Source organism: Paenibacillus woosongensis (assembly GCF_030122845.1).
In the GTDB taxonomy this organism is placed as follows: domain Bacteria; phylum Bacillota; class Bacilli; order Paenibacillales; family Paenibacillaceae; genus Fontibacillus; species Fontibacillus woosongensis_A.
In genome coordinates this window covers 2817040-2838676 of the sequence record NZ_CP126084.1, presented here as the reverse complement: position 1 = coordinate 2838676, position 21637 = coordinate 2817040, and the positions used below count along the sequence as shown (strand labels likewise).

Sequence of the window (21637 nt, the reverse complement as noted above, 5' to 3'; positions counted from 1 at the left end):
GATGTCTTTTTTATTTTTGCGGTGATCACGGTGTATAATGAAATAAGCAAAACGGAATGGATTTTCGCTTTAGCTATCTTTGATTTACATAACTATAATTATGTTAATTTATTGGAGGACTGCGTATGAATGCACATGAAATCGATTTTGAAATTTACGGCAACGAAATGCAGTGCGTCGAAATTCAGCTGGATCAGGGGGAGAGCGTAGTCGCCGAAGCAGGAAGCTTTATGATGATGGATCAGGACATTCGGATGGACACGATTTTTGGCGATGGCAGCGACAATGGCGGCGGGCTGGTCGGCAAGCTGATGGGAGCGGGCAAACGGCTTCTAACCGGGGAAGGCTTGTTCATGACCGTCTTTACGAACGAGGGCTATAACAGACAAAGCGTCACCTTCGCATCTCCCTATCCGGGCAAAATTATTCCGCTGGATCTTCAGATGCTCGGCGGGAGAATTATTTGCCAAAAGGATTCCTTCCTCTGTGCAGCCAAGGGCGTATCGGTAGGTATTGAGTTTCAGCGCCGGCTCGGTACTGGCTTCTTCGGGGGCGAGGGCTTTATTATGCAGAAAATTGAGGGAGACGGGCTGGCGTTCGTCCACTCCGGCGGTCTCGTCCTGGAGAAAAACCTCGCGCCGGGCGAAGTGCTGCGCCTCGATACGGGCTGTCTGGTTGCGATGACGGCCGGAGTCGATTATAACATCGAATTCGTGAAGGGAGTTAAGTCAGCCTTGTTTGGCGGGGAAGGGCTATTCTTTGCCACGCTGCGCGGACCGGGCAAAGTGTGGGTGCAGTCCTTGCCGTTCAGCCGTATGGCCGATCGCGTGCTCTCGGCGGCCCGCTACTCGGGACGAAAGGATGAAGGCAGTATTTTAGGCGGTCTGGGCAATTTGTTTGAAGGAAGATAAAGCAAATTAGCCTCCGGCCTCCTATTGACAATCCGGCACTAGTGTAACTACACTTGTTACAGTATAGGCGGGAGGGATATCTATGACGATCAGTTCACGATTCGCCGTCGCTATTCATATATTGACCGTGCTGGAAACGAACCGGGGAGGCGTGAATACGTCCGAGTATATTTCGGACAGCGTGAACACCAACCCGGTGGTAATTCGGCGCATTACAGGGATGCTAAGCAAAGCAGGCCTCGTAGAAGCAAGGCCGGGCGTTGCCGGCTCGAAGCTGGCAAAGGAAGCAACCGATATTACGCTGCTGGACATTTACCAGGCTGTCCATGCTGTGGATGAGAATGGCCTGTTCGCGGTTCATGACAAGACGAACGATAATTGTCCGGTAGGACGCAACATTCAGTCGACGATCGAACCTGTTTTTGCTGAAGCTCAGAAGGCGATGGAGAGCACCCTTCAGCAGGTTACATTGCTGGATATCGTGCGCGATTTGGAAAGCAAGCCATAACCGCCTTGTGATGCCCTGAGTTCATAGAAACGGTAGCAATACGGATAAAAGAAGCTCAAAAAGCCGATTCCCTCGTAAGAGTGAGTCGGCTTTTTGATCGGGCAGGCATTGGCTTAAGCTTCCTGCTTTTCGATTTTGGCGACGTTGTTGAGCTTGTGCCGTACAGGATACTTGGCCAGTTTTTTGGCCACGATTTTAGCCTCGAAGGTAATGGTATCTCCAATGTCTAGTCCGGTCTTTTTCATGGTTGCGCTATGGCTTGACCAAGCGTCCCCGATTTCGATTTCAGGCTCGACGACAGCCGTATTCTCATAGATGACGACCTCGTCGTCGTTATCGGAGAAGTGATTGGGGATGGTCGTAAACTCCTTGACGGTAGCCACCATTTTCACTTTGCCCTCCGGAAGCTCAAGCTTGGTTTTTTTAGCTTTTTTACTGCTGGTTTTAGGGGCCTCTTCAGCCGCAGCCGGCAATTTGTCGTTCGTATTGTCGGCTGGGATCGCTTTCTCCTGCGCTGGAGCGGCGGCAGCTTCATTTTTAGCTTCGTGTTCCGCTTCCGCATCGGCTGCTTTAGACGAGACTGTTTCATTGCCCTTATCGTCCGGCGCTTCCGCCGCGTCTCCGGCTTTGACGCCATAGCTGGCGGCCTGCATTTCCTTCAGGTAGGAAGGGTGGATACAATGCTTCTGATGGTTCGCTAATTCGATGACAGCCGTAATATGATCGACATATCCGATAATGCTGCATGCTTCATTTAATCCATGGCCTTTATAGTAGAAAGTTTTGATTTTAGCCGCTTTGTCGGATAGCAGGCCCCATTCCTTGCACTTATCGATGAGCTCTGCTTCGTCCGAGAAGGCCGTATACGTATCCGGTTCGATCAGAAACGAATGCACCATATATTTTCTCCGCCTTTATTTTTTTATTCCACTCTATTTTATCATGTTTTGCTCCAATTAGCGGCATGCTCAGTACAGGAATCTCCATAAGTAGAACGTCGCATATGCCTCCCAATTGGTCCACGCCGCGGCCAGTGTGCGGATTTCCTGCTTTGTCGGCTTGCGGTCGCTGCCCGTTAAATGTTTAATTGCGTTATGCAGTCCGACATCATCGATTGGAAAAGCCGAGGGCATCCGCAGACAACGCATCATTACATAATTAGCGGTCCACGGCCCGATGCCGCGAATGGAAACAAGCATCTGCTCCGCCGCCTTCAAACTGCCGGCATTCAGCAGCTTGTCTTTCGTCAATTCCCCTTCGGCAATTAGCCGGGCTGCACCGATAAGGTACTCGCATTTTTTGACGGTCATTCGCAGCCCGCTGAAATCTTCGACCGTTAACCCGGCTATGTCGGCTGCGGAAGGGAAGAGCCAATACTGCTCTCTATCAACACTTACTTGTTTGCCAAAACGCTCAACAAGCCGTCTTTTCAACGTGTAGGCATAACCCAGACTGATTTGCTGTCCGAGAATACCCCAGCTTACCGCTTCGAACAAATCGGGGATGCCGATCACCCGCAATCCATAAAAAGAAGAGACCGCTTGCGTCAGCAGCCGATCCTCCCTGGCCATCTCATAAAAGGGAAGAAGATCTCGATCCATGTCGAACCATTCTCTGACGTATTTCGCGACTTCCGATTGCAGCGATGGGCTGATGGGCGCAGTGCCGCCTTTAATAGTTACTTTTAGCGAATTGTCCTCATGAGCGCTGATTTCTATGATCGATAAGTGTTCCTTAATGGTGATTGCCCTGCTAACCTGTCCGTCCCGGATCTGATATAGGCATTCATTGGGCGATCTTAATAAGTAAGCCAAATTTTGCGCAAAGCTAAATGGCTCGGGAACGTCTATCATCAGGTTCATCTCTGTGCTTGCATCCATAGTTATTCCTCCATTCCAGCTGATTAGAGCTCATTCTAGTTGTAACATGAAAGCTGGTTTAGCAGTTTCGATATCTTGCTTTTACATTCGGAAATACGTTCAATTCGGCGAATCTGGAGTTATACTTGTTTATGGAGGCGAAGCAAGCTATGAGAAAACAAGGCCAGCCGTTAACCGAAGAATTATGGCAAGCGATCGTAGGGAATAATGCGATTTACGACAAGCGATTTATTTACGCTGTGCAATCGACGGGGATTTTCTGCCGGCCTTCCTGCAAATCCCGCCCGCCGAAGAGGGAGCATGTCCGAATATTTGCCAATGCGGAGGAGGCTTTATCCGCGAATTTTCGCCCCTGCAAAAGATGCAAGCCTGCTCATGGCCGGCTTCCAGACGCTGAATGGGTGGAGCAGATTGCGGGGTATATGGATGCCCACTACCGGGAGAAGCTCACCCTGGATATTTTGGCTGAAATGTGCCATGGTAGCCCATATCATCTGCATCGCACCTTTAAGCGAATTAAAGGGGTGACGCCAGCTCTGTATCTGCAGCAAAGGAGATTGAACACGGCGACAAAATATTTGCGCACAACCGACAAAGCGATAGCTGAAATCGCCGAGTCTGTTGGTATCGGCAGCACTTCTTATTTTATCACCCTTTTTAAAAAAGCGACGGGACAGACCCCGTCAGAATACCGCGAATGCGTGAATAGAACAGGAGGTACATTATTATGACAGTGTTAACGGAATCCCCATTATACTGGTCATTGCTGCAGATGGATCATTGGAGCATTCATATTGCCGCAACAACCCGGGGACTGTGCTATGTCGGTTCTCATGACCAGCCGTATGCGGAGCTGTCGGCTTGGGCAAACCGGAGATTCCCCGGCTGCGGCTTGAGGGAGGACGAAGCGAGAATGCGTCCCTATGCGGAGGAATTGAGTCGATATTTGCGAGGAGAGCTCGAATGCTTCAACCTTCCATTGGACGCTCCCGGGACTGAGTTTCAACGGATGGTCTGGCAAGCGCTCGCCGAAATCCCTTATGGCTGTACGGAATCTTATACAGGTATTGCCCGCAAAATCTCTAAACCGTCCGCCGTACGGGCCGTCGGGGCCGCGATCGGGGCAAATCCGTTATTGATCGTCATTCCATGCCACCGTGTCATAGGCAGAAATGGAGCCCTTACGGGATATCGCGGCGGGCTGGACATGAAGGCGCGTTTAATCGAACTGGAAGAGGACCATGTAAAACAGGCAGGAGCCATATATGAGGTTCTTTGAAATTTTTGAGCCTGCCAGGCTTTGCACCGCAAGAAAGTATGTTAAAATGGTATAGGAAAACCTAAAATAAGTTTTCTATAATTTAACATAGATGTAAATATGATACAAAAGTCCTATTGATTTGCGAATCATCCTCCACTAATCTGTGATTGAGAGAAAATGTTCACAAATTTGTTAAAAATTGCAGACGTGTGCATAAACTCTCCACACCATATCGGGAGGATGATTTGTATGAAGAAGAAAGTTAGTTTTTTTCTCGCCCTATCGTTAGTGATGACACTATTCGGTGCGCTCCATGCATCCGCGGCGTCCATTACGGTAGACTCTACAATTATCGTTAAGGCAGGAACAACGTTTGACGGCAAAGGCCAAACTTATGTTGCCAACCCGAATACTTTAGGCGACGGCAGCCAGGCTGAGAACCAGAAACCGATTTTTCGCCTGGAGGCGAACGCCACGCTGAAGAATGTCATTATCGGGGCGCCGGGCGCTGACGGAGTTCACTGTTATGGAAACTGCAACATCAACAACGTAACATGGGCGGATGTAGGTGAAGATGCACTTACCCTCAAATCTTCTGGAACCGTTAACATTAATGGTGGAGGCGCTTACAAGGCGTACGACAAAGTATTTCAAATCAATGCAGCAGGAACGATCAACATAAAGAATTTCAAAGCGAATGACATCGGCAAGCTTGTGCGGCAAAATGGCGGTACCACTTTCAAAGTTGTGATGAACGTAGACAACTGCGACATTTCCAAGGTAAAAGATTCGATTCTGCGTACAGACAGTAGTACATCAACCGGGAAAATCACGAATACGAGATATTCTAGTGTTCCTACCTTATTTAAAGGCTTTGCATCCGGCAACACAAGCCAGTCCGGAAATACGCAATATTAATAGTTTAGCCTGTTACGGCCTGCGAATGACATGCACGTGTTGTCATTCGCAGGTCTTTTATATATTTGGCTTTGTTAAATCTCGTTGTTGATAATTGATAATCGCGAACAAATGTTCTATAACAAGGCTAATATCATTGTTCGTAGATGATTTATCTATGGATCTAAAGGAACTTAAAAAGCATGCTGATATGTTGGACGATACTGGTAAGCGAGAGCTTATCTACTTTTTGCAGTCACGAACGAAGGGAGTTGCGGTTCCAGTTCGAGCGATTGATGAGATTCAATAGCAGAAACATAAAGATGGGCTTGTTTGTCCACATTGCAAAAACCATTCTGTTGTGCGATTTGGTAAGTACGCTGTTAAAACACGCACTGGAGACATAAAACGTCAACAGCTATCACAGCCGTTTGAAAAAATGGTTGGATCGATTTAACGGTGTTGCAACTAAATATTTGCATCATTATTTGGCTTGGTTTCGTTACTTAGACAGCAAGGAATGCTTTCTGCTTATTCTTGTTAAGCTAACGGGCAGTCTAATTTAATAAAACTGCTACGAATCTTGTTCAAATAGTGATAGTATTATTGAAATATCTTCCAAGGGGATGATTTAATGAAATTTGTTATAATATTTGGGCCGCAGGCGGTAGGAAAAATGACAGTAGGACATCAATTGGAGAAGGTAACTGAACTAAAGTTGTTCCACAATCACGTAACAATTGAAATGTTAGCTCCCCTATTCGGTTTTAATCGTGAAATGTGGAGATTAGTAAATAAATTTCGTCAAGACATATTTGAAGCCGCCGCTGATAGTGATATGTATGGAATGATTTTCACTTATGTATGGGGATTCGATTTGCAAGAGGATTGGGACTACGTTGATAAAATTTGCAAAACAATCGAAGATAAAGATGGCGAAGTGTATTTTGTTGAGCTTGAAGCCGATCTTGAGAAAAGAATTGAGCGTAACAAGACTCCTCACAGACTTGAACACAAACCAACAAAAAGGAATGTTACTCGTTCTGAACAGGATCTATTACAGACAATGGAGCAACATCGATTAAACTCCTTCGAGGGAGAAATTAAAAGAGAAAATTACATCAGAATTAACAACTCGAATTTAAGTGCTTGTGAGGTTGCTGAAATCATTAAGAACAGATTCGCTTTATAGTGATTTTTATTGTTGTACTAACGGATAGCAATAAACCGTCTATTCTACGAAGGCGGTTTTCTTTTGGTCAAATATCAACATTAGAATTTAACATAGCCATATATTTTAAAAATATTAGGGTTGACCTTCTCGTTACGTAAAGGTGTACAGTGATGTTGTCAGGAGGTGATCCCATGGAATATACCATACAGAAGCTGGCCCGGCTAGCCGGAGTCAGCACGAGAACGCTTCGCTATTATGACGAGATTGATATTCTTAAGCCGGCAAGAATCAACTCGTCCGGGTACCGCATCTACGGCCAAGCAGAAGTAGATCTGCTGCAGCAAATTTTGTTCTACCGCGAGCTGGGCATTTCACTGGAGCAGATCAAAGCGATCATCACCTCGCCCAGTTTCAACAGCGTTTTGGCGCTTAAGCAGCACCGGGAACAGCTCCTTGACAGAAGAAGGCAATTGGATGTCCTGATTGGAAATGTGGATAAGACGATTGCTATGCATGAAGGGAGAATAAGCATGACGGATAAAGAGAAGTTTGAAGGGTTCAAACAGCAATTGATCGACGATAACGAGCAGAAATACGGCAGGGAAATCCGCGAAAAATACGGGAATGAAAAGGTTGACCAGTCCAACTTGAAATTGCGCGGGATGACGGAGGAGCAATATGAAAAAATGACGCAATTAGAGGAAGAGCTTAAGCGGACGTTGGCCGAAGCATATCGAACCGGCGATCCAGCTAGCGAAATCGCCCAGCGGGCGGCGGATCTGCACAAGCAGTGGCTGTGCTATACTTGGAACGAATACAACGCAGAAGCTCATGCCGGGCTGGCGCAGATGTACGTGGACGATGAGCGGTTCACCGCTTATTATGATGCAGAACAATCAGGTACGGCACAGTTCCTTCGCGATGCAATTCTCATTTATACGGGAAATTGATTCATCCCTGCGGGGAGCGGGTAATAATGAACAAGTGGGAAGTGGCCATAATCAATGAACAGACGGAACGGCAGAATCCTGTATTCCGAAAGGTAGTTGATTTACCATGTACTCTCTCAAAAGGAAGAGAAAATCGATATTGCGTCGATTGTTCTCTGGCAAGGCACCCTAGCTATTGGAAGGCGGCTGCGCCATAAATGGTAACCCCCTAGGGGGAGCTCCATGATGGGCTGCGCCATAAATTGAATATCACTTGAAGCTACCGCTTCCCACGTTTAAAGACTCTGCGCCCTTGGCGCGGGGTCTTTTTTGCTTCAACGGGCAACGGGTTTGCAATTATTAGTTTTCCTAATCAAAGATATAAGATCATTCTAATTGACCACCAGCACACGCTATGATAAATTTTATTAAATGATAAATAGATAGTAATACTAGGAATTAATTTAAATTCTATGTATGCTGCGTGAGGTGGATATTGTTGGAACTACAAGTGAGTAACAGCCCATTTAGTCAAGAGCAGGCGGAGCTGCTCAATCGCCTTCTTCCTACGCTAAACGATCATCAGCGTATTTGGCTAAGCGGATATTTGGTCGCATTGCAGGGAGCCGGTGCGCCAACCGCTGCAGCTAATCTCGTTCAGGCAGTTGCGGCCGCAGAACCGGCCATTTCCAAGGAAGTGACCGTGCTCTACGGCTCGCAGACGGGGAACAGTCATAATCTGGCTGGAAAGCTGTCGAAGAAGCTGGAAGAACAGAGCTTCCAGGTCTCTTTGGCGTCGATGAGCGATTTCAAGCCAAATACACTGAAGAAAATTGAGAACCTGTTTATTGTCGTAAGTACACATGGCGAGGGAGAACCGCCGGACAGCGCTATCGCCTTCTATGAATTCCTTCATAGCAAGCGTGCCCCGAAGCTCGAAGGACTGCGTTATTCCGTCCTTGCGCTTGGAGATACCTCCTATGAGTTCTTCTGCCAGACAGGGAAAGATTTCGATAAACGTCTGGAGGAGCTTGGCGGCGAACGGATATCTCCGCGTGTGGATTGCGATGTTGATTTCGATGAATCCGCCGCAGAATGGATGGGGAATGTCCTCGAAGCGCTCGGCAAGCTATCGGCATCCGGTGCTTCGGTCAGCAGCACAGCTTCTGCGGCCGCAGTCAGCGGCACGGAGTCCGAATATTCGAGAAGCAACCCGTTCTCCGCGGAAGTGCTGGAGAACCTGAATCTGAACGGCCGCGGCTCGGATCGGGAGACCCGCCATATCGAGCTATCGCTGGAAGGCTCGAACCTTCAGTATGAACCAGGAGACAGCCTGGGCATTTATCCGGAGAATCATCCGCAGCTGGTCGAGGATCTGATCGCGGCTATGGGCTGGAACGGCGAGGAAACGATCACCGTAAATAAGAACGGAGAACAGCGGACCCTTCGGGATGCCCTGCGTCGCTATTATGAAATTACGGTATTGACTAAACCCCTGCTGGAGCAAGCTGCGCAGCTAAGCACGAACGGAGAGCTGAAGCAGCTGTTTGAAGCCGGGCGCGAACAGGAGCTGCGGGCCTATCTGGCTGAACGCGATCTGCTCGATCTGGTTACGGATTACTCTTTTGCGGGGGTAAGCGCCAGCCAGTTCGTGTCGATTCTGCGGAAAATTCCTGCGCGCCTGTACTCCATTGCCAGCAGTCCCAAAGCATATCCGGACGAGGTGCATCTCACCGTCCGCACCGTCCGTTATGAAGCGTATGGCCGCAACCGTTACGGGGTATGTTCAGTTCAGCTTGCAGAACGGGTAGAGCCGGGGGATACCTTGCCGGTATTCGTTCAGCATAACCCAAGCTTTAAGCTGCCGGAGAATCCTGATACTCCGATCATTATGATCGGTCCGGGAACGGGAGTTGCGCCTTTCCGGGCTTTTCTAGGCGAACGGGAAGAGACGGGGGCGCAAGGAAAGTCGTGGCTGTTCTATGGAGATCAGCATTTTTCAACGGACTTCCTGTATCAGGTGGAGTGGCAGCGCTGGCTTAAAGACGGCGTGCTGACCCGCATGGATGTTGCGTTCTCCCGGGATACCGACAAGAAGGTCTACGTTCAGCACCGGATGCTCGAGAAGAGCAAAGAGCTCTACAAGTGGCTGCAGGAAGGCGCGGTAGTGTATGTATGCGGGGACGAGAAGAAGATGGCCCATGACGTGCATGCCGCCTTGGCTGCTATTCTTGAACAAGAGGGCGGTCTTAGCCCGGAGGAAGCTGCAGAGTATTTGACGCGGATGCAGCAGGAGAAACGTTATCAACGGGATGTATATTAAGCGGGGAATCCTGGAGATTACGAGAGGAGAATTGCCAATATGTCAGACAACAATTTAATGTCGCCGAACAGCGCGCCGCATAGCGACGTTGAAGATATTAAGATAAGAAGTAATTATTTGCGCGGAAGCCTGGAAGAGACGCTTCAAGATCCGATAACCGGGTCCATACCGGAGGACGATAACCGGCTGATGAAATTCCATGGCAGCTATATGCAGGACGACCGGGATTTGCGGAACGAACGTCAAAAGCAGAAGCTGGAGCCGGCTTATCAATTCATGCTGCGGGTGCGTGCAGCAGGCGGCGTCGTAACGCCAGAGCAATGGCTCATGATGGACAGCGTATCGCAGAAGTATGCAAACGGAACGATTCGGTTGACGACGCGGCAATCGTTCCAGCTTCATGGGGTCATCAAGTGGAACTTGAAGAAGACCATTCAGGAAGTAAATGAAGCCATGCTGAGCACTTTGGCCGCTTGCGGTGATGTGAACCGTAACGTGATGTGCAACCCGAATCCGTACCAATCGGAAATCCATTCCGAGGTATATCATTGGGCCAGCAAAGTAAGCGACCACCTTGATCCGCAAACGAAGGCGTACCATGAGATTTGGCTGGACGGCGAGAAGGTTATCGATAGCAATGATCAAGCCGAGCAGGAGCCTATCTATGGACGCGTCTATTTGCCGCGGAAGTTCAAAATCGGCCTAGCCGTCCCGCCTTCGAATGATGTCGATGTTTTCTCGCAGGATTTGGGCTTCATTGCAATAGTTGAGAACGGACAGCTAAAAGGCTTCAATGTTACGGTGGGCGGCGGTATGGGAATGACCCACGGTGATGTAAAAACTTATCCGCAGGTATCCAAAGTAATCGGCTTCTGCTTGCCGGAGCAAATCATCGATGTGGCGGAGAAGACCGTCACGATACAGCGAGACTATGGAGACCGTTCCGTCCGGAAGCATGCGCGTTTCAAATATACGATTGATGACCGGGGTATCGATTGGTTCGTTCAGGAGCTGACAAATCGCCTGGGATGGAGCCTGCAGGAAGCAAAGCCTTTTCACTTTGAGCATAACGGCGATCGTTACGGATGGGTGAAGGGCAGTAACAACAAATGGCATTTTACGCTTTTTATTCAGAACGGAAGAATCAAGGATGAAGCGGATTACAAGCTGATGACGGGCCTGCGGGAAATCGCCAAGGTCCATACCGGGGATTTCCGGCTTACGCCGAACCAGAACCTGATCATCGCAAACGTCAGCAGCCAGAAGAAGAAAAAAATCGAAGGTTTGATTCAGCAGTATGGACTTACCGACGGCCTGCATTATTCTGCGCTACGTAGAAACTCCATGGCCTGCGTGGCGTTCCCGACCTGCGGCCTCGCCATGGCTGAGTCAGAGCGTTATTTGCCGACATTGCTCGACAAGATCGAGCCAATGCTGGAGGAATCCGGTCTGCAGGAGGAAGATATCGTCATTCGGATGACAGGCTGCCCGAACGGCTGTGCCAGACCGATGCTTGCTGAAATTGCCTTTATCGGCAAAGCGCCAGGCAAGTACAATATGTATCTTGGCGGGGGGTTCTCTGGGAACCGCTTGAATAAATTGTACAAAGAAAATATCGGCGAGGCTGAAATTCTGGAATCCTTGCAGCCGATCATTACTCATTACTCCAAAGATCGCCAAGAAGGCGAGCATTTCGGCGATTTCGTCATTCGTGCCGGTTACGTTCAGGAAGTCACCGACGGCCAGAATTTCCACGCTTAAATATTGCCGAGTCAAGCATAGCGTCTCACTGCCAAGTGAGACGCTATTTGTTTTTTTTGTCTTTAAAAGTTAATTATTGACATGAAAAAAATATTATGTCATTATTGTGTCAATATTGAATCTATCAAATGAAAATCGAATACTAGGGGGCCGATTTATGAAAATCAAAGATATGATGTATGTGGCTTTATTTGCCGCAATCATGGCTGTTTTAGGTTTATTGCCTCCTATTCCGCTCCCGTTCATCCCTGTGCCGATTACAGTTCAAACGTTGGGAGTCATGTTGGCCGGCAGTATTCTAGGCGCTAGATTAGGAGGTTTAAGTCTGCTTATCTTCGCAATCATCGTCCTCGCAGGAGCGCCTCTATTGTCCGGTGGAAGAGGAGGCTTGTCCGTCCTGGCCAGTCCAACCGGAGGTTACTTCTTAAGCTGGCCGATCGCTGCATTTTTGATCGGATACATGGTGCAGCGCATGGGCGCACGCATCAATCTCTGGAAATTGATATTGATTAATGTGGTTGGCGGAATCCTGATCATTTATGCCGTCGGCATCCCTTACATGTCCTTTATGACGGATGTACCGCTTGGGAAAGCCATTATTGGCAACATCGCCTTTATCCCTGGCGATCTGCTCAAGGTCGTTGTATCTTCACTGATTGCGATCAGAATGCTGAAGGTAAGTCCAGTTATGCTCCGCCAGGCGAACAGCCGCTCACACAAAGCTTAAATATCCTACCATTGCGAATACGTAAGGTTTGCCTCCAATTGGCAAACCTTTTTTCAACCAAACATTTCCGTTGCTGCTGCACTACTAACATCATTTGGAGGTCATGCCATGATTCATTTTTCGGGCGTCTCATTCCAGTATCCCCAGCAGGACTGCGTTCTCAGCGATATATCCTTTACGATTTCACCCGGTGAATATGTGATTATCGCAGGAACAAACGGCACTGGGAAATCCACGGCAGCCAAGCTGATCAACGGGCTGCTGCTGCCTACGGAGGGCGAGGTACGATATAAGGATTACCGGACCAGCAATGAACGGGAGCTGGGAACGATACGACAAAAAATCGGGATGGTCTTTCAGAATCCCGAAAATCAAATCGTTGCTTCTACCGTGTATGAAGATGTTGCTTTTGGCCTGCAGAATCTCTGCTTGTCCCCAGAAGAGATTGCCACGAAAGTGAGGCTCGTATTGGAACGCGTAGGCATGCTGGATTACATCCACGCTGATGTCGATTCCTTATCGGGCGGTCAGAAACAGAGAATTGCGATTGCCGGCATTCTGGCAGTAGAGCCGGATGTAATTATATTCGACGAGTCGACTTCGATGCTTGATCCGGAAGGCAGACAGCAGGTGCTGGGCCTGATCAGGGAACTGAATCGGAAGGGGATCACAATCATTTCAATCACCCATGATATGGAGGAACTGGCCGAGGCGTCTAGACTGATCGTTCTGGATCATGGATGTATTCGGTACGACGGTCCGCCGGGCAAGCTGTTCGAGGAGGGCTATCTCTCGATTCCCGGCTTGGCGGCTCCTTTCGCTGTAAACGTAAGGGACGCTTTGCGAAGCAAAGGGATTCCGCTCCCGCGCAACCTATTTTGTATGGAAGATTTGGTGGATGGATTATGGAAATTACATTAAATGACGTATTTTACTCCTATAACGCTGGAACGCCGCTCGAGAACGAAGTGCTGCGCGGACTCAATTTGAAGCTGGACAGCAATAAAATTACCGCTGTCGTAGGAAGGACGGGCTCTGGCAAATCTACCTTCGTCCAACATCTTAATGGACTGCTGTACCCGACGCGGGGAAGCATCCATGTTGGCGACACCATCATCAGGAGCGGCAGCAAAAGGAAGCCCGTTCTCTTTGACAAAGTGGGCATCGTATTTCAAATGCCGGAGCACCAGCTATTTGAGGAGACCGTTCTAAAGGATATTTCCTTTGGTCCCAACCAGTTAGGCTGGCCGCAGGATCTGATCCGAGCCAAGGCGCTGGAGGCGCTTAGGCTGGTCGGTCTGGACGAATCTTTCGGAGATCGGTCGCCATTTGAGCTAAGCGGCGGGGAGAAGAGGAGAGCTGCGATTGCCGGAGTGCTGGTGATGGAGCCTTCCGTGCTTATTCTGGACGAGCCTACGGTAGGTTTGGATACCGAGGGCAAACAGTCGCTTATGGAGCTGTTTCTCAGCTGGCGCAAGGAGAAGCAGCGCACGCTGGTCATTGTAACCCATGATATGGACCTATTGGCCGAGTACGCTGAAGACGTCATCGTTTTCGAAAGTGGTAAAGTCAAACTCAAAACAGATCCGCTTACGCTCTTTACGTATTATCGGCAGGAAATCGAGTCGTTAGGACTAAAGCTCCCGCTGGCGCTGTCCCTCGTCGAGCAATTAAACGCCAAGCTGTACACCCCTATAACGGTTGAGTCCGTGAAGAAGGAAGCGATTCTGGCGCAGCTCGCCGATCATTTCCTCATCGCCAGCGGAAAAGGAGGGGTCTGAAGCATGGCCTTGACCCAGCATCTGATATTTGGGCAGTACATTGATAAGAAATCGCTGGTCCATGAGCTCGATCCGCGAACGAAGCTGTTGATCGTCATGGCCTTCATGATTTCGGCGCTGCTCCTCACGACGCTTGTCTCTTACGTTCTGCTGGCGCTTATGGTCGCGGCCGCCATTGCCATTTCCAAAATACCGCTCACCTACATCATCAGAGGATTAAAGCCGGTATGGCTGATTGTGATCATTACGTCGGTCTTTCATATTTTCTTGACGCAGGGCGGAGAGGTGCTGATTCAACTTGGCTCTGTGTCCATCTATGAGCAAGGCGTGCTTAAGGCGATTGCGATTGCTGTACGCATCATTTTACTGTTAGCCATGGCCACCTTGCTGACCTTAACGACGAAGCTGAGCGATTTGACCAGCGCCATTGAAACACTGTTGTCACCGCTCCGCAGAATAGGGGTGCCGACACAGGAAATCGCCATGATGATGACGTTAACGATTCGCTTTATTCCGATTCTCCTGCAGGAAACCGACAAAATTATGAAAGCCCAAAGAGCCAGGGGCGTTGATTTCGCCTCCGGCAACATAGTCAAAAGATTGCTGAACTTTATCCCGATTATTGTACCCGTCCTGATGCTGGCGTTCCAGAAAGCCGAAAGTGCCTCCCAGGCGATTGAAGCCCGGGGTTACCAGCCAGGAATGCAGCGCACACAGCTAAGAACGCTTGCTTTGCAAGCCATCGACTTCAAAACGCTGCTCGTGTCGGGACTATTCATGTCCGTGCTGATCGCACTCAGAATGTGAGGAGGAACGATGCGAATATATCCATGCACTCTTGAAGAATACCGCGACCTTATTGCCGTATCCCTTGGCCGCAAACCTCCGGATGTTTGGTTGAAGAATGCAGCCTATCTCAACGTATACACGGGACAAGTCGAAAGGGGGCATATTTACGTTTCCGGCAACCGGATCGCCTACGTCGGAGACAAGGAATTTCCAGTAACGCCGAATACGCAAATCATTGAACTGGAGCAGAGGCAAATCGTCGTTCCCGGTTATATTGAGCCTCATGCGCATCCCTGTCAAATGTACAACCCGTTCACTTGGGGCGTCAGCCAGCTCCGTCAAGGGTCCGTGTTATCGGTTAACGATAACTTGTCCCTGCTTATGCTCCTTGGCGAGCGGGCGATCTCGTTTATTGAGGAATTAGACCGGATCAGCAGCCATATGTCTTTGTGGTGGTGCAATTTTGATCAAGTGCAGGCTGGCGACCGGTATTTGCTCAAAACGTGGCTTGCTCATCCGCTTGTCATTCAAGGCGGTGAATTTACGGAATGGTTTCAGCTTCTTCAGGGCGATGAGGAGCTGCTGGAACGGCTGCATCTGTTAAAGAGCGCGCGTTTGCGAGTAGAAGGTCATCTGCCAGGCGTCTCCTATGAAAAAATCAGCGGGATCGCGGCGGCGGGTATCGGAGCGGATCACGAGTCTCTAAATGCCGAGGATGTGCTAAAGAGATTGAAGCTCGGACTGTACGCCAGCCTCAGATACTCTTCTATACGCCCGGATCTGCCGGATATTTTGGCTGGCCTGGCCGGCGATCCGCGTTTTAATTTGAACCGCGTTATGCTTACGAGCGACGGACCTTCGCCGCATTTTACGGAGGAGCACAGCATTCCCGGCATGATCAAGCTGTGCATGGAAGCCGGCTTATCCGCCGTAGAAGCTTACAGGCTGGCTACCCTGAATCCGGCGACGTACTATGGGCTCGATGAAGATCTGGGCGGCATTGCCCCCGGCAGGCTTGCCAGCTTCAACGTTCTGGACTCGCTGAACGAGCCGGCTCCGCTCCATGTTATGCAGCAGGGGACATGGCGCATCTGGAACCGGGAAGACATGCAGCCGGCCGATGAAGCTGCTGTCACAAGCTGGCTACAATCCTATTTCCCGGCCCGAAGAGTGCCTGCCGAGCTGGTCCCGGAACAGATCCGTGGACAAGGCAGCACAGGTATTGAGCTTGTCAACGATGTCATTACGAAGCCTTACGAATTTATTGCTGGTGAACGGCTAGGGGACGAGGAGAGCTTCATTACGCTGCTTGACTCTAAAGGGAAGTGGACGCTTCATACCCGTATAAAAGGCTTTGCTTCTGGGGTTACGGCGCTGGCCAGCACTTATAGCGCCTCAGGAGATACTTTGCTGATCGGCAGGAGTGAAAAGGGGATATGCGACATATTGCAGGAGCTGAACGAGCGTGGCGACGGGATACTGGCTTCTTTCATCAACGGGGATAAGCTGCATATCCCCCTTCCGTTAGGCGGCACAATGAGCGCCGGGAACATGGAAGAGATCAGCGAATCTCTTGGTCTTTTTGCGCTTCGGATGAAGGAACACGGCTATCGGTTTCGCGATCCCGCCTATACGCTGCTTTTTCTGACCGCTTCCCATCTGCCTAACATACGCATGTCTGCGAAGGGACTGTATCTGGTTAAGAACGGACATGTGCTTGCCAGTCCTGTTCGACTGGATACTCGTTAGATATCTTTACCAAACATTCTCCAGAGAAGGTGATCCTTATGCTGATTACGGAGGCCGTTCTAGCACACGCCGCCGAAAAACCGGAGAAAACCGCGCTCGTCGTCGATCACCGCCGGTTGACATATCAGGAGCTTGATAAGGCCATCAACGAGGCGGCTTGCGAACTTATGGCCTTTGAGAATAGCTTTAATCAAGCTGGGCATACGCTCATCGGTTTCTTGCTGCATAACAGTGTGGAGTTCGTGCAATATTTTTTGGCTGCGGCAAAGCTCGGGTTATGCTCAGCGCTATTCGATCCGAAATGGGCCGATGCAAATATCGATGCGATTTTAGGGGAGTGCAGGCCGGCTATTTTGGTTGTTGGCATCGATTTGCTGCCTCGCTTGGCCAGTGTTCCTGATACGACGAAGCTGATCGTCATCGACAGCGATTCCGCAGTGCAGGAGGAAATTAGGGACCATAGTCGCGAAGGCAATGCGGCTGCCGCCAGTGCTGGTTCAGCCGGGCACCGATTTTCCCGCAATTCAACCCCGGACAGCATATTCTATATGGGGTTTACTTCAGGAACCACCGGAATGCCGAAAGGCTTCCTCCGTGCTCAGCATTCATGGATGGAGAGCTTCGCTCAGGCCAAGGAGGCATTTGGCTTAAGCGAAGCCGACCATGTTCTCGGTACCGGGCCGCTCGTACACTCTTTGACGATTTATGCGGCGATTCAAACCTTGTATCTTGGCGGAACCTTCTATCTCCCGCGAAAATTCAAGGCCGCGACGGCGCTGGCTATGCTGGGGGCCTGTCCCATTACCCATATTTATCTCGTTCCAACGATATTCGAAGCGCTGTACCATGAAGCGATCTCGCAAACTCCTGTTTTTACTGCGCCGCAAGTAAAATCATTAATTACGACGGGAGACAAGTGGACACCGGAATCGAAGCGGAAGGCAGGGGAGGCCTTTCCTCAGGCAGGCATTTACGAATTCTATGGCGCGTCCGAGCTCAGCTTCGTCACGGTGCTGGATCCAGCAGGCAACAAAGCTAGACCGGACTCGATCGGCAAGCCGTTTAACGGAGTGAAGGTGTCCTTGCGCAAGCCTGACGGTACAGAAGCGGGGGCAGGCGAAGTGGGACAGATTTATATCAGAAGCGGCATGATTTTCTCCGGCTACTTCAATAATGCAGACGAAACGAAGCAGGTTATCCATGGAGAGTGGGCAACGGTAGGAGATCTGGCGATGAGGGACTCAGAAGGCTTCCTCTATATGGTGGGCAGAAGCAACAATATGATCATCAGCGGAGGGCTTAACATTTACCCCGAAGAGATCGAGAAAATTTTGCTGTCGTTGGAGGAAATCGAGGAGGCCATTGTAGCTGGACTGCCTGACGCCTACTGGGGGCAAAAGGTCGTGGCTCTCGTGAAAGCAAAACAAGACGCGGTGATCAGCGACCAGGATATTATGGCACACTGCCGCAAGCGGCTGGCCAGCTATAAATGCCCGAAGAAAATTTTGCGGGTCGAATCTTTCCCTTACACGAACAGCGGCAAAATATCGCGCGCGTCCATCCATGGTTGGCTGGCCGGAAGGGGGGTGTGAGCATGTCCATTCCCGTGATTGTAGCTGCCAAACGAACGGCCATCGGCAAATATGGAGGAATGTTCAGGGAGATTCCGCCCGAGGTGCTCGCCGCAGAGGTGATTCGAGCTATTCTGGGCGAAACATCCGTGAACCCTGGGGATATCGATGACGTAATCCTCGGCAATGCAGTTGGCCCGGGCGGCAATATCGCCAGATTGTCCGCTTTGACCGCCGGACTTCCGGTGGAGGTTCCAGGAGTTACGGTCGACCGTCAATGCGGTTCGGGTCTAGAAGCGATTCATCTGGCGGCGCGGCTGATTCAGGCTGGAGCGGGCGAGATCTATTTGGCGGGCGGTGTAGAGAGCACAAGCCGAGCGCCGTGGAAGATCGAGAAACCTCTTTCATTATATGGCAGAGGATTTCCTGCGATTATGGGCCGCGCAAGGTTCTCGCCTGATTGTATCGGTGATCCGGATATGGGCAAGGCCGCGAACAATGTTGCTAACAAATATGGGATCACCAGGGAGCAGCAGGATTTATTTGCACTTCATAGCCAAAACAAGGCCGTGGACTCGATCCGCAGCGGGCGCTTTCAGGGCGAAATCGTGCCGGTCTCCATTACGGCAGAGCGTGAAGCAATCATCATCGATACGGATGAATGTCCGCGCCCGGGCACAACGCTCGAGAAGCTCGCGGCTCTGCCGCCCGCATTCGATGCCGATGGCACGGTAACGGCGGGGAACGCTTGCCCGGTCAATGACGGTGCAGCGATCGTCCTGTTGATGTCACTCAAGATGGCCCGCTCATTAGGCTTGCAGCCTGTCATGCAGTTCGTCGATTCGGCCGCAGCCGGTGTCGATCCGAATTATTTAGGGATCGGTCCGGTACCCGCGGTAAGCAAGCTGCTCGCAAGAAACAGCCTGACGGTAAGTGATCTCGATATCGTGGAATTCAATGAAGCTTTTGCCTCGCAGGTGCTGGCCTCTCTGCAGCAGCTGAGCATACCGGAGGAAATCGTCAATGTCGGCGGCGGAGCTATCGCGCTGGGCCATCCTTACGGAGCCTCCGGTGCCATTCTCGTCACACGCCTGTTCAGCGAAATGCGGAGCATGGACGCTGCAAGGGGCATGACGACGCTCGGTATCGGCGGCGGACTGGGGCTCGCGACGTTATGGGAGAAATGTGTATAAAAAGGAGGCAGCTGCATGCACCTTAACCAGCAAACTGCAGTGATAACCGGCTCCAGCCGCGGTATCGGCCGGGCGATCGCCCTTAGAATGGCACAAGAAGGTGCCCGGGTGGTCGTTAATGGTACCGATGCTAGCCGTGTTAACGCAGTTGTTGAGGAAATTCGCCAAAACGGCGGCGTCGCCATCGGCATCGCCGAACCGGTCCATACGATGGAGGGCGGAGCTCGGATCATCTCCGCGGCGACGGCGGAGTTCGGCCAGGTGGATATTCTGGTGAACAACGCTGGAATTATCCGCGATCAAATGGCGCACAAGCTTGGCGAAGAGGATTGGGACGCTGTGATCAGCATTCATTTGAAAGGAGCCTTCTCCTGCATTCGGGCCGCGCTGCCGGGCATGAGGGAGAGAAGACAGGGCTGCATCATCAATATGACCTCAACAGCGGGCTTAACCGGAACAGCGGGGCAGCTCAACTACAGCGCGGCTAAAGCCGGCTTGCTTGGCATGACGTGGACGCTGGCACTGGAGCTCCGGCATTACGGAATCAGCGTCAATGCCATCGCTCCGGCGGCCTTGACGGACATGACGGCTCCGTATATCGAGCGGGCGAGGCGGGATGCTGAGGCTGCGGGCCAAAACCTCCCCGATTATTGGCGGGTCGGAACGCCCGAAGAGGCGGCCGAGCTGGCGGTGGCGCTAAGCCTCCCGCAAACCCGGGGAATTAGCGGTGAAATATTCTCCGTTAACGGCGGCGATATCGGATTATGGGCACGACCCAAGCATGAATTGCTGACCTCGCGTACATCGGGACATTGGAAGGCCAGCGAAATTGCCGCCGAATTATTGACCGAATCGTTGAATTGATCGAGCTATGGGGGAATGCCTTGTTGAAGAAAAAAAGAATATTTATCGGCATGATGGCCGGAATGGGCAGGGTCAACCGCTGCTTGCCCATCGCACTCAAGCTTCGGGACATGGGGCATGAGGTCGCTTTTACGATTTGGGGAAATGCGGGTGCAGCCATGGAGAAGCTCGGCTTTGAAGCTATCCCGATTCCACCTATTCCGGAGCCGAAGGGCCAGACATTCGATCCCGATTTTGCGGATTTCCATCAATTTCTGGCGATGATGGGTTATGCCGACCCGGTATATATGAAGAACGAGCTTGAATCCAGGCTGGGTGCAACGTCAGCCTTCAAGCCGGATCTCGTGCTCACAGATTCCAGTTTGTCGGCCGCTTTCATTGCCCGCAAGCTTGGAATTCCGCTCGTTTCCATCCACCAGTCCTGCTCCCTTCCCGGAGGCGTGCCATTTAACCCAGAGGCAGCGGCAAGACCGATAGAGAACGGCGCCGGTAATGCTGTCACTGTGGCGCTAAACGAAACGCTTGCTTTGCACGGACTGGAACAGAGCGACAATGTCTTGACCTTCTTGGCCGGCGATTTAGCAATTGTGCCAAGCATCCCAGAATTTGATCCCGTAGATCCAAGGGCCCTCTCAATCCCCCTGGAATATGTCGGTCCGATCGTCTGGAGGGATGACAGCGTGGCAGGTCTGCCGCCGTCCTGGCTGGCCGAGGAGCGGAGCATAGCCGGGAAAAGACGCGTATTCGTGTATACGAGCAGGCTCGTGGAATGGGGAGTTGAGAGCGGCGGACATATTTTCAGGGAAGTGGTCCATGCGCTGGGTCATACTTCTACGGAAATATTGATCGCTACGGGCTTTAATCCGCTGGAAGGGGATCAGGAGAAAATTCCTCCGAATGTGAGCTTTGCGACTTACGTATCCGGGGTGATGGCGGCAGAGCGAAGCGATATTATGATACACCACGGCGGGCACGGGAGCTGCATGACGACGCTATTGACAGGCACACCTTCATTGATGATTCCTACCTGGGCGGAAAGGGAGTTCAACGCTAGGCAGCTGCAGCATATTGGCGGCGGCTGTATGATCCGCCCTAACGAGATGACGGGTCAGCGGCTGGCGGAAACCGTGGATACGATGCTCAGCGGGGGTGCTTTGGAGCAGGCGCAAACATTACGGGACAGCATTGCTTCCCGTCATTACGGAGGCGCAGAACGCGCTGCCGCCTTAATTAACGGACTGCTATAGGCATTGCGCATAGATTGACCTTAATAAAAAGGAGTTATCAGCTTTGCCCTATAATTTTCGGCCACGAGGCAA

20 protein-coding genes and 1 pseudogene are annotated in these 21637 nt (G+C 50.8%); 19 read left to right on the top strand and 2 right to left on the bottom strand.

What is annotated here, in order from left to right:
- Window positions 1-125: 125 nt before the first annotated feature.
- On the top strand, window positions 126-911 hold the full coding sequence (locus QNH46_RS12940) for a TIGR00266 family protein (RefSeq protein ID WP_283924688.1): 786 nt from the start codon (window positions 126-128) through the stop codon (window positions 909-911).
- Window positions 912-993: 82 nt separating this feature from the next.
- Window positions 994-1419: an Rrf2 family transcriptional regulator gene (locus QNH46_RS12935; protein WP_283924687.1), complete on the top strand. Its 426-nt coding sequence runs from the start codon at window positions 994-996 to the stop codon at window positions 1417-1419.
- Between the two features lie 113 nt (window positions 1420-1532).
- On the opposite strand, the gene QNH46_RS12930 is transcribed toward QNH46_RS12935, so the two are convergent.
- Window positions 1533-2318 carry a hypothetical protein gene (locus tag QNH46_RS12930; RefSeq protein WP_283924686.1) on the bottom strand — a complete coding sequence of 262 codons (786 nt, stop codon included), beginning with the start codon at window positions 2316-2318 and terminating at the stop codon, window positions 1533-1535.
- Between the two features lie 69 nt (window positions 2319-2387).
- Complete coding sequence (locus QNH46_RS12925) at window positions 2388-3299, bottom strand: DNA-3-methyladenine glycosylase family protein (protein ID WP_283924685.1); 912 nt, start codon at window positions 3297-3299, stop codon at window positions 2388-2390.
- A gap of 149 nt (window positions 3300-3448) precedes the next feature.
- Here QNH46_RS12925 and QNH46_RS12920 point away from each other — a divergent pair, with 149 nt between their 5' ends.
- The 17 genes and pseudogenes from QNH46_RS12920 to QNH46_RS12835 all read left to right on the top strand — a co-directional run bounded on the left by QNH46_RS12920 (window position 3449) and on the right by QNH46_RS12835 (window position 21565).
- A complete protein-coding gene (locus tag QNH46_RS12920) occupies window positions 3449-4030 on the top strand; it encodes a bifunctional transcriptional activator/DNA repair enzyme AdaA (RefSeq protein WP_283924684.1) in 582 nt (193 codons plus the stop codon).
- The gene (locus QNH46_RS12915; RefSeq protein WP_283924683.1) at window positions 4027-4578 is read left to right on the top strand and encodes a methylated-DNA--[protein]-cysteine S-methyltransferase; all 552 of its coding nucleotides are present in this window, start codon (window positions 4027-4029) and stop codon (window positions 4576-4578) included. The genes QNH46_RS12920 and QNH46_RS12915 overlap by 4 nt, the downstream gene beginning before the upstream one ends.
- Window positions 4579-4809: 231 nt before the next feature.
- Window positions 4810-5478, top strand: coding sequence for a pectate lyase (locus QNH46_RS12910; protein ID WP_283924682.1), 669 nt, complete (start codon window positions 4810-4812; stop codon window positions 5476-5478).
- A gap of 157 nt (window positions 5479-5635) precedes the next feature.
- Window positions 5636-5875 (top strand): annotated as a pseudogene (locus QNH46_RS12905) (IS1595 family transposase); the annotation flags it as partial.
- A gap of 216 nt (window positions 5876-6091) precedes the next feature.
- Window positions 6092-6649, top strand: coding sequence for a DEAD/DEAH box helicase family protein (locus tag QNH46_RS12895; RefSeq protein ID WP_283924681.1), 558 nt, complete (start codon window positions 6092-6094; stop codon window positions 6647-6649).
- Window positions 6650-6822: 173 nt separating this feature from the next.
- On the top strand, window positions 6823-7581 hold the full coding sequence (locus QNH46_RS12890) for a MerR family transcriptional regulator (RefSeq protein ID WP_283924680.1): 759 nt from the start codon (window positions 6823-6825) through the stop codon (window positions 7579-7581).
- A gap of 478 nt (window positions 7582-8059) precedes the next feature.
- Entirely contained in the window at window positions 8060-9883 is a 1824-nt protein-coding gene (locus QNH46_RS12885; protein WP_283924679.1) for an assimilatory sulfite reductase (NADPH) flavoprotein subunit, read from the top strand.
- A gap of 39 nt (window positions 9884-9922) precedes the next feature.
- A complete protein-coding gene (cysI, locus tag QNH46_RS12880; protein ID WP_283924678.1) occupies window positions 9923-11644 on the top strand; it encodes an assimilatory sulfite reductase (NADPH) hemoprotein subunit in 1722 nt (573 codons plus the stop codon).
- A gap of 157 nt (window positions 11645-11801) precedes the next feature.
- A complete protein-coding gene (locus tag QNH46_RS12875) occupies window positions 11802-12371 on the top strand; it encodes a biotin transporter BioY (RefSeq protein ID WP_283924677.1) in 570 nt (189 codons plus the stop codon).
- Window positions 12372-12479: 108 nt separating this feature from the next.
- Window positions 12480-13292 (top strand): energy-coupling factor transporter ATPase, encoded by an 813-nt coding sequence (locus QNH46_RS12870; RefSeq protein ID WP_283924676.1) that lies wholly within the window; start codon window positions 12480-12482, stop codon window positions 13290-13292.
- Window positions 13277-14152, top strand: coding sequence for an ATP-binding cassette domain-containing protein (locus QNH46_RS12865; RefSeq protein ID WP_283924675.1), 876 nt, complete (start codon window positions 13277-13279; stop codon window positions 14150-14152). The genes QNH46_RS12870 and QNH46_RS12865 overlap by 16 nt, the downstream gene beginning before the upstream one ends.
- Window positions 14153-14155: 3 nt before the next feature.
- Entirely contained in the window at window positions 14156-14959 is an 804-nt protein-coding gene (locus QNH46_RS12860) for an energy-coupling factor transporter transmembrane component T family protein (RefSeq protein ID WP_283924674.1), read from the top strand.
- A 9-nt stretch (window positions 14960-14968) separates the two neighbouring features.
- On the top strand, window positions 14969-16690 hold the full coding sequence (locus QNH46_RS12855; protein WP_283924673.1) for an adenine deaminase C-terminal domain-containing protein: 1722 nt from the start codon (window positions 14969-14971) through the stop codon (window positions 16688-16690).
- Between the two features lie 38 nt (window positions 16691-16728).
- Window positions 16729-18282 (top strand): AMP-binding protein, encoded by a 1554-nt coding sequence (locus QNH46_RS12850; protein ID WP_283924672.1) that lies wholly within the window; start codon window positions 16729-16731, stop codon window positions 18280-18282.
- 2 nt (window positions 18283-18284) lie between these two features.
- Window positions 18285-19454 (top strand): thiolase family protein, encoded by a 1170-nt coding sequence (locus tag QNH46_RS12845; protein WP_283924671.1) that lies wholly within the window; start codon window positions 18285-18287, stop codon window positions 19452-19454.
- Between the two features lie 15 nt (window positions 19455-19469).
- The gene (locus tag QNH46_RS12840) at window positions 19470-20318 is read left to right on the top strand and encodes an SDR family NAD(P)-dependent oxidoreductase (RefSeq protein WP_283924670.1); all 849 of its coding nucleotides are present in this window, start codon (window positions 19470-19472) and stop codon (window positions 20316-20318) included.
- A 23-nt stretch (window positions 20319-20341) separates the two neighbouring features.
- Window positions 20342-21565, top strand: a complete 1224-nt coding sequence (locus tag QNH46_RS12835) for a nucleotide disphospho-sugar-binding domain-containing protein (RefSeq protein ID WP_283924669.1) — start codon at window positions 20342-20344, stop codon at window positions 21563-21565.
- The last annotated feature ends 72 nt before the right edge of the window (window positions 21566-21637 follow it).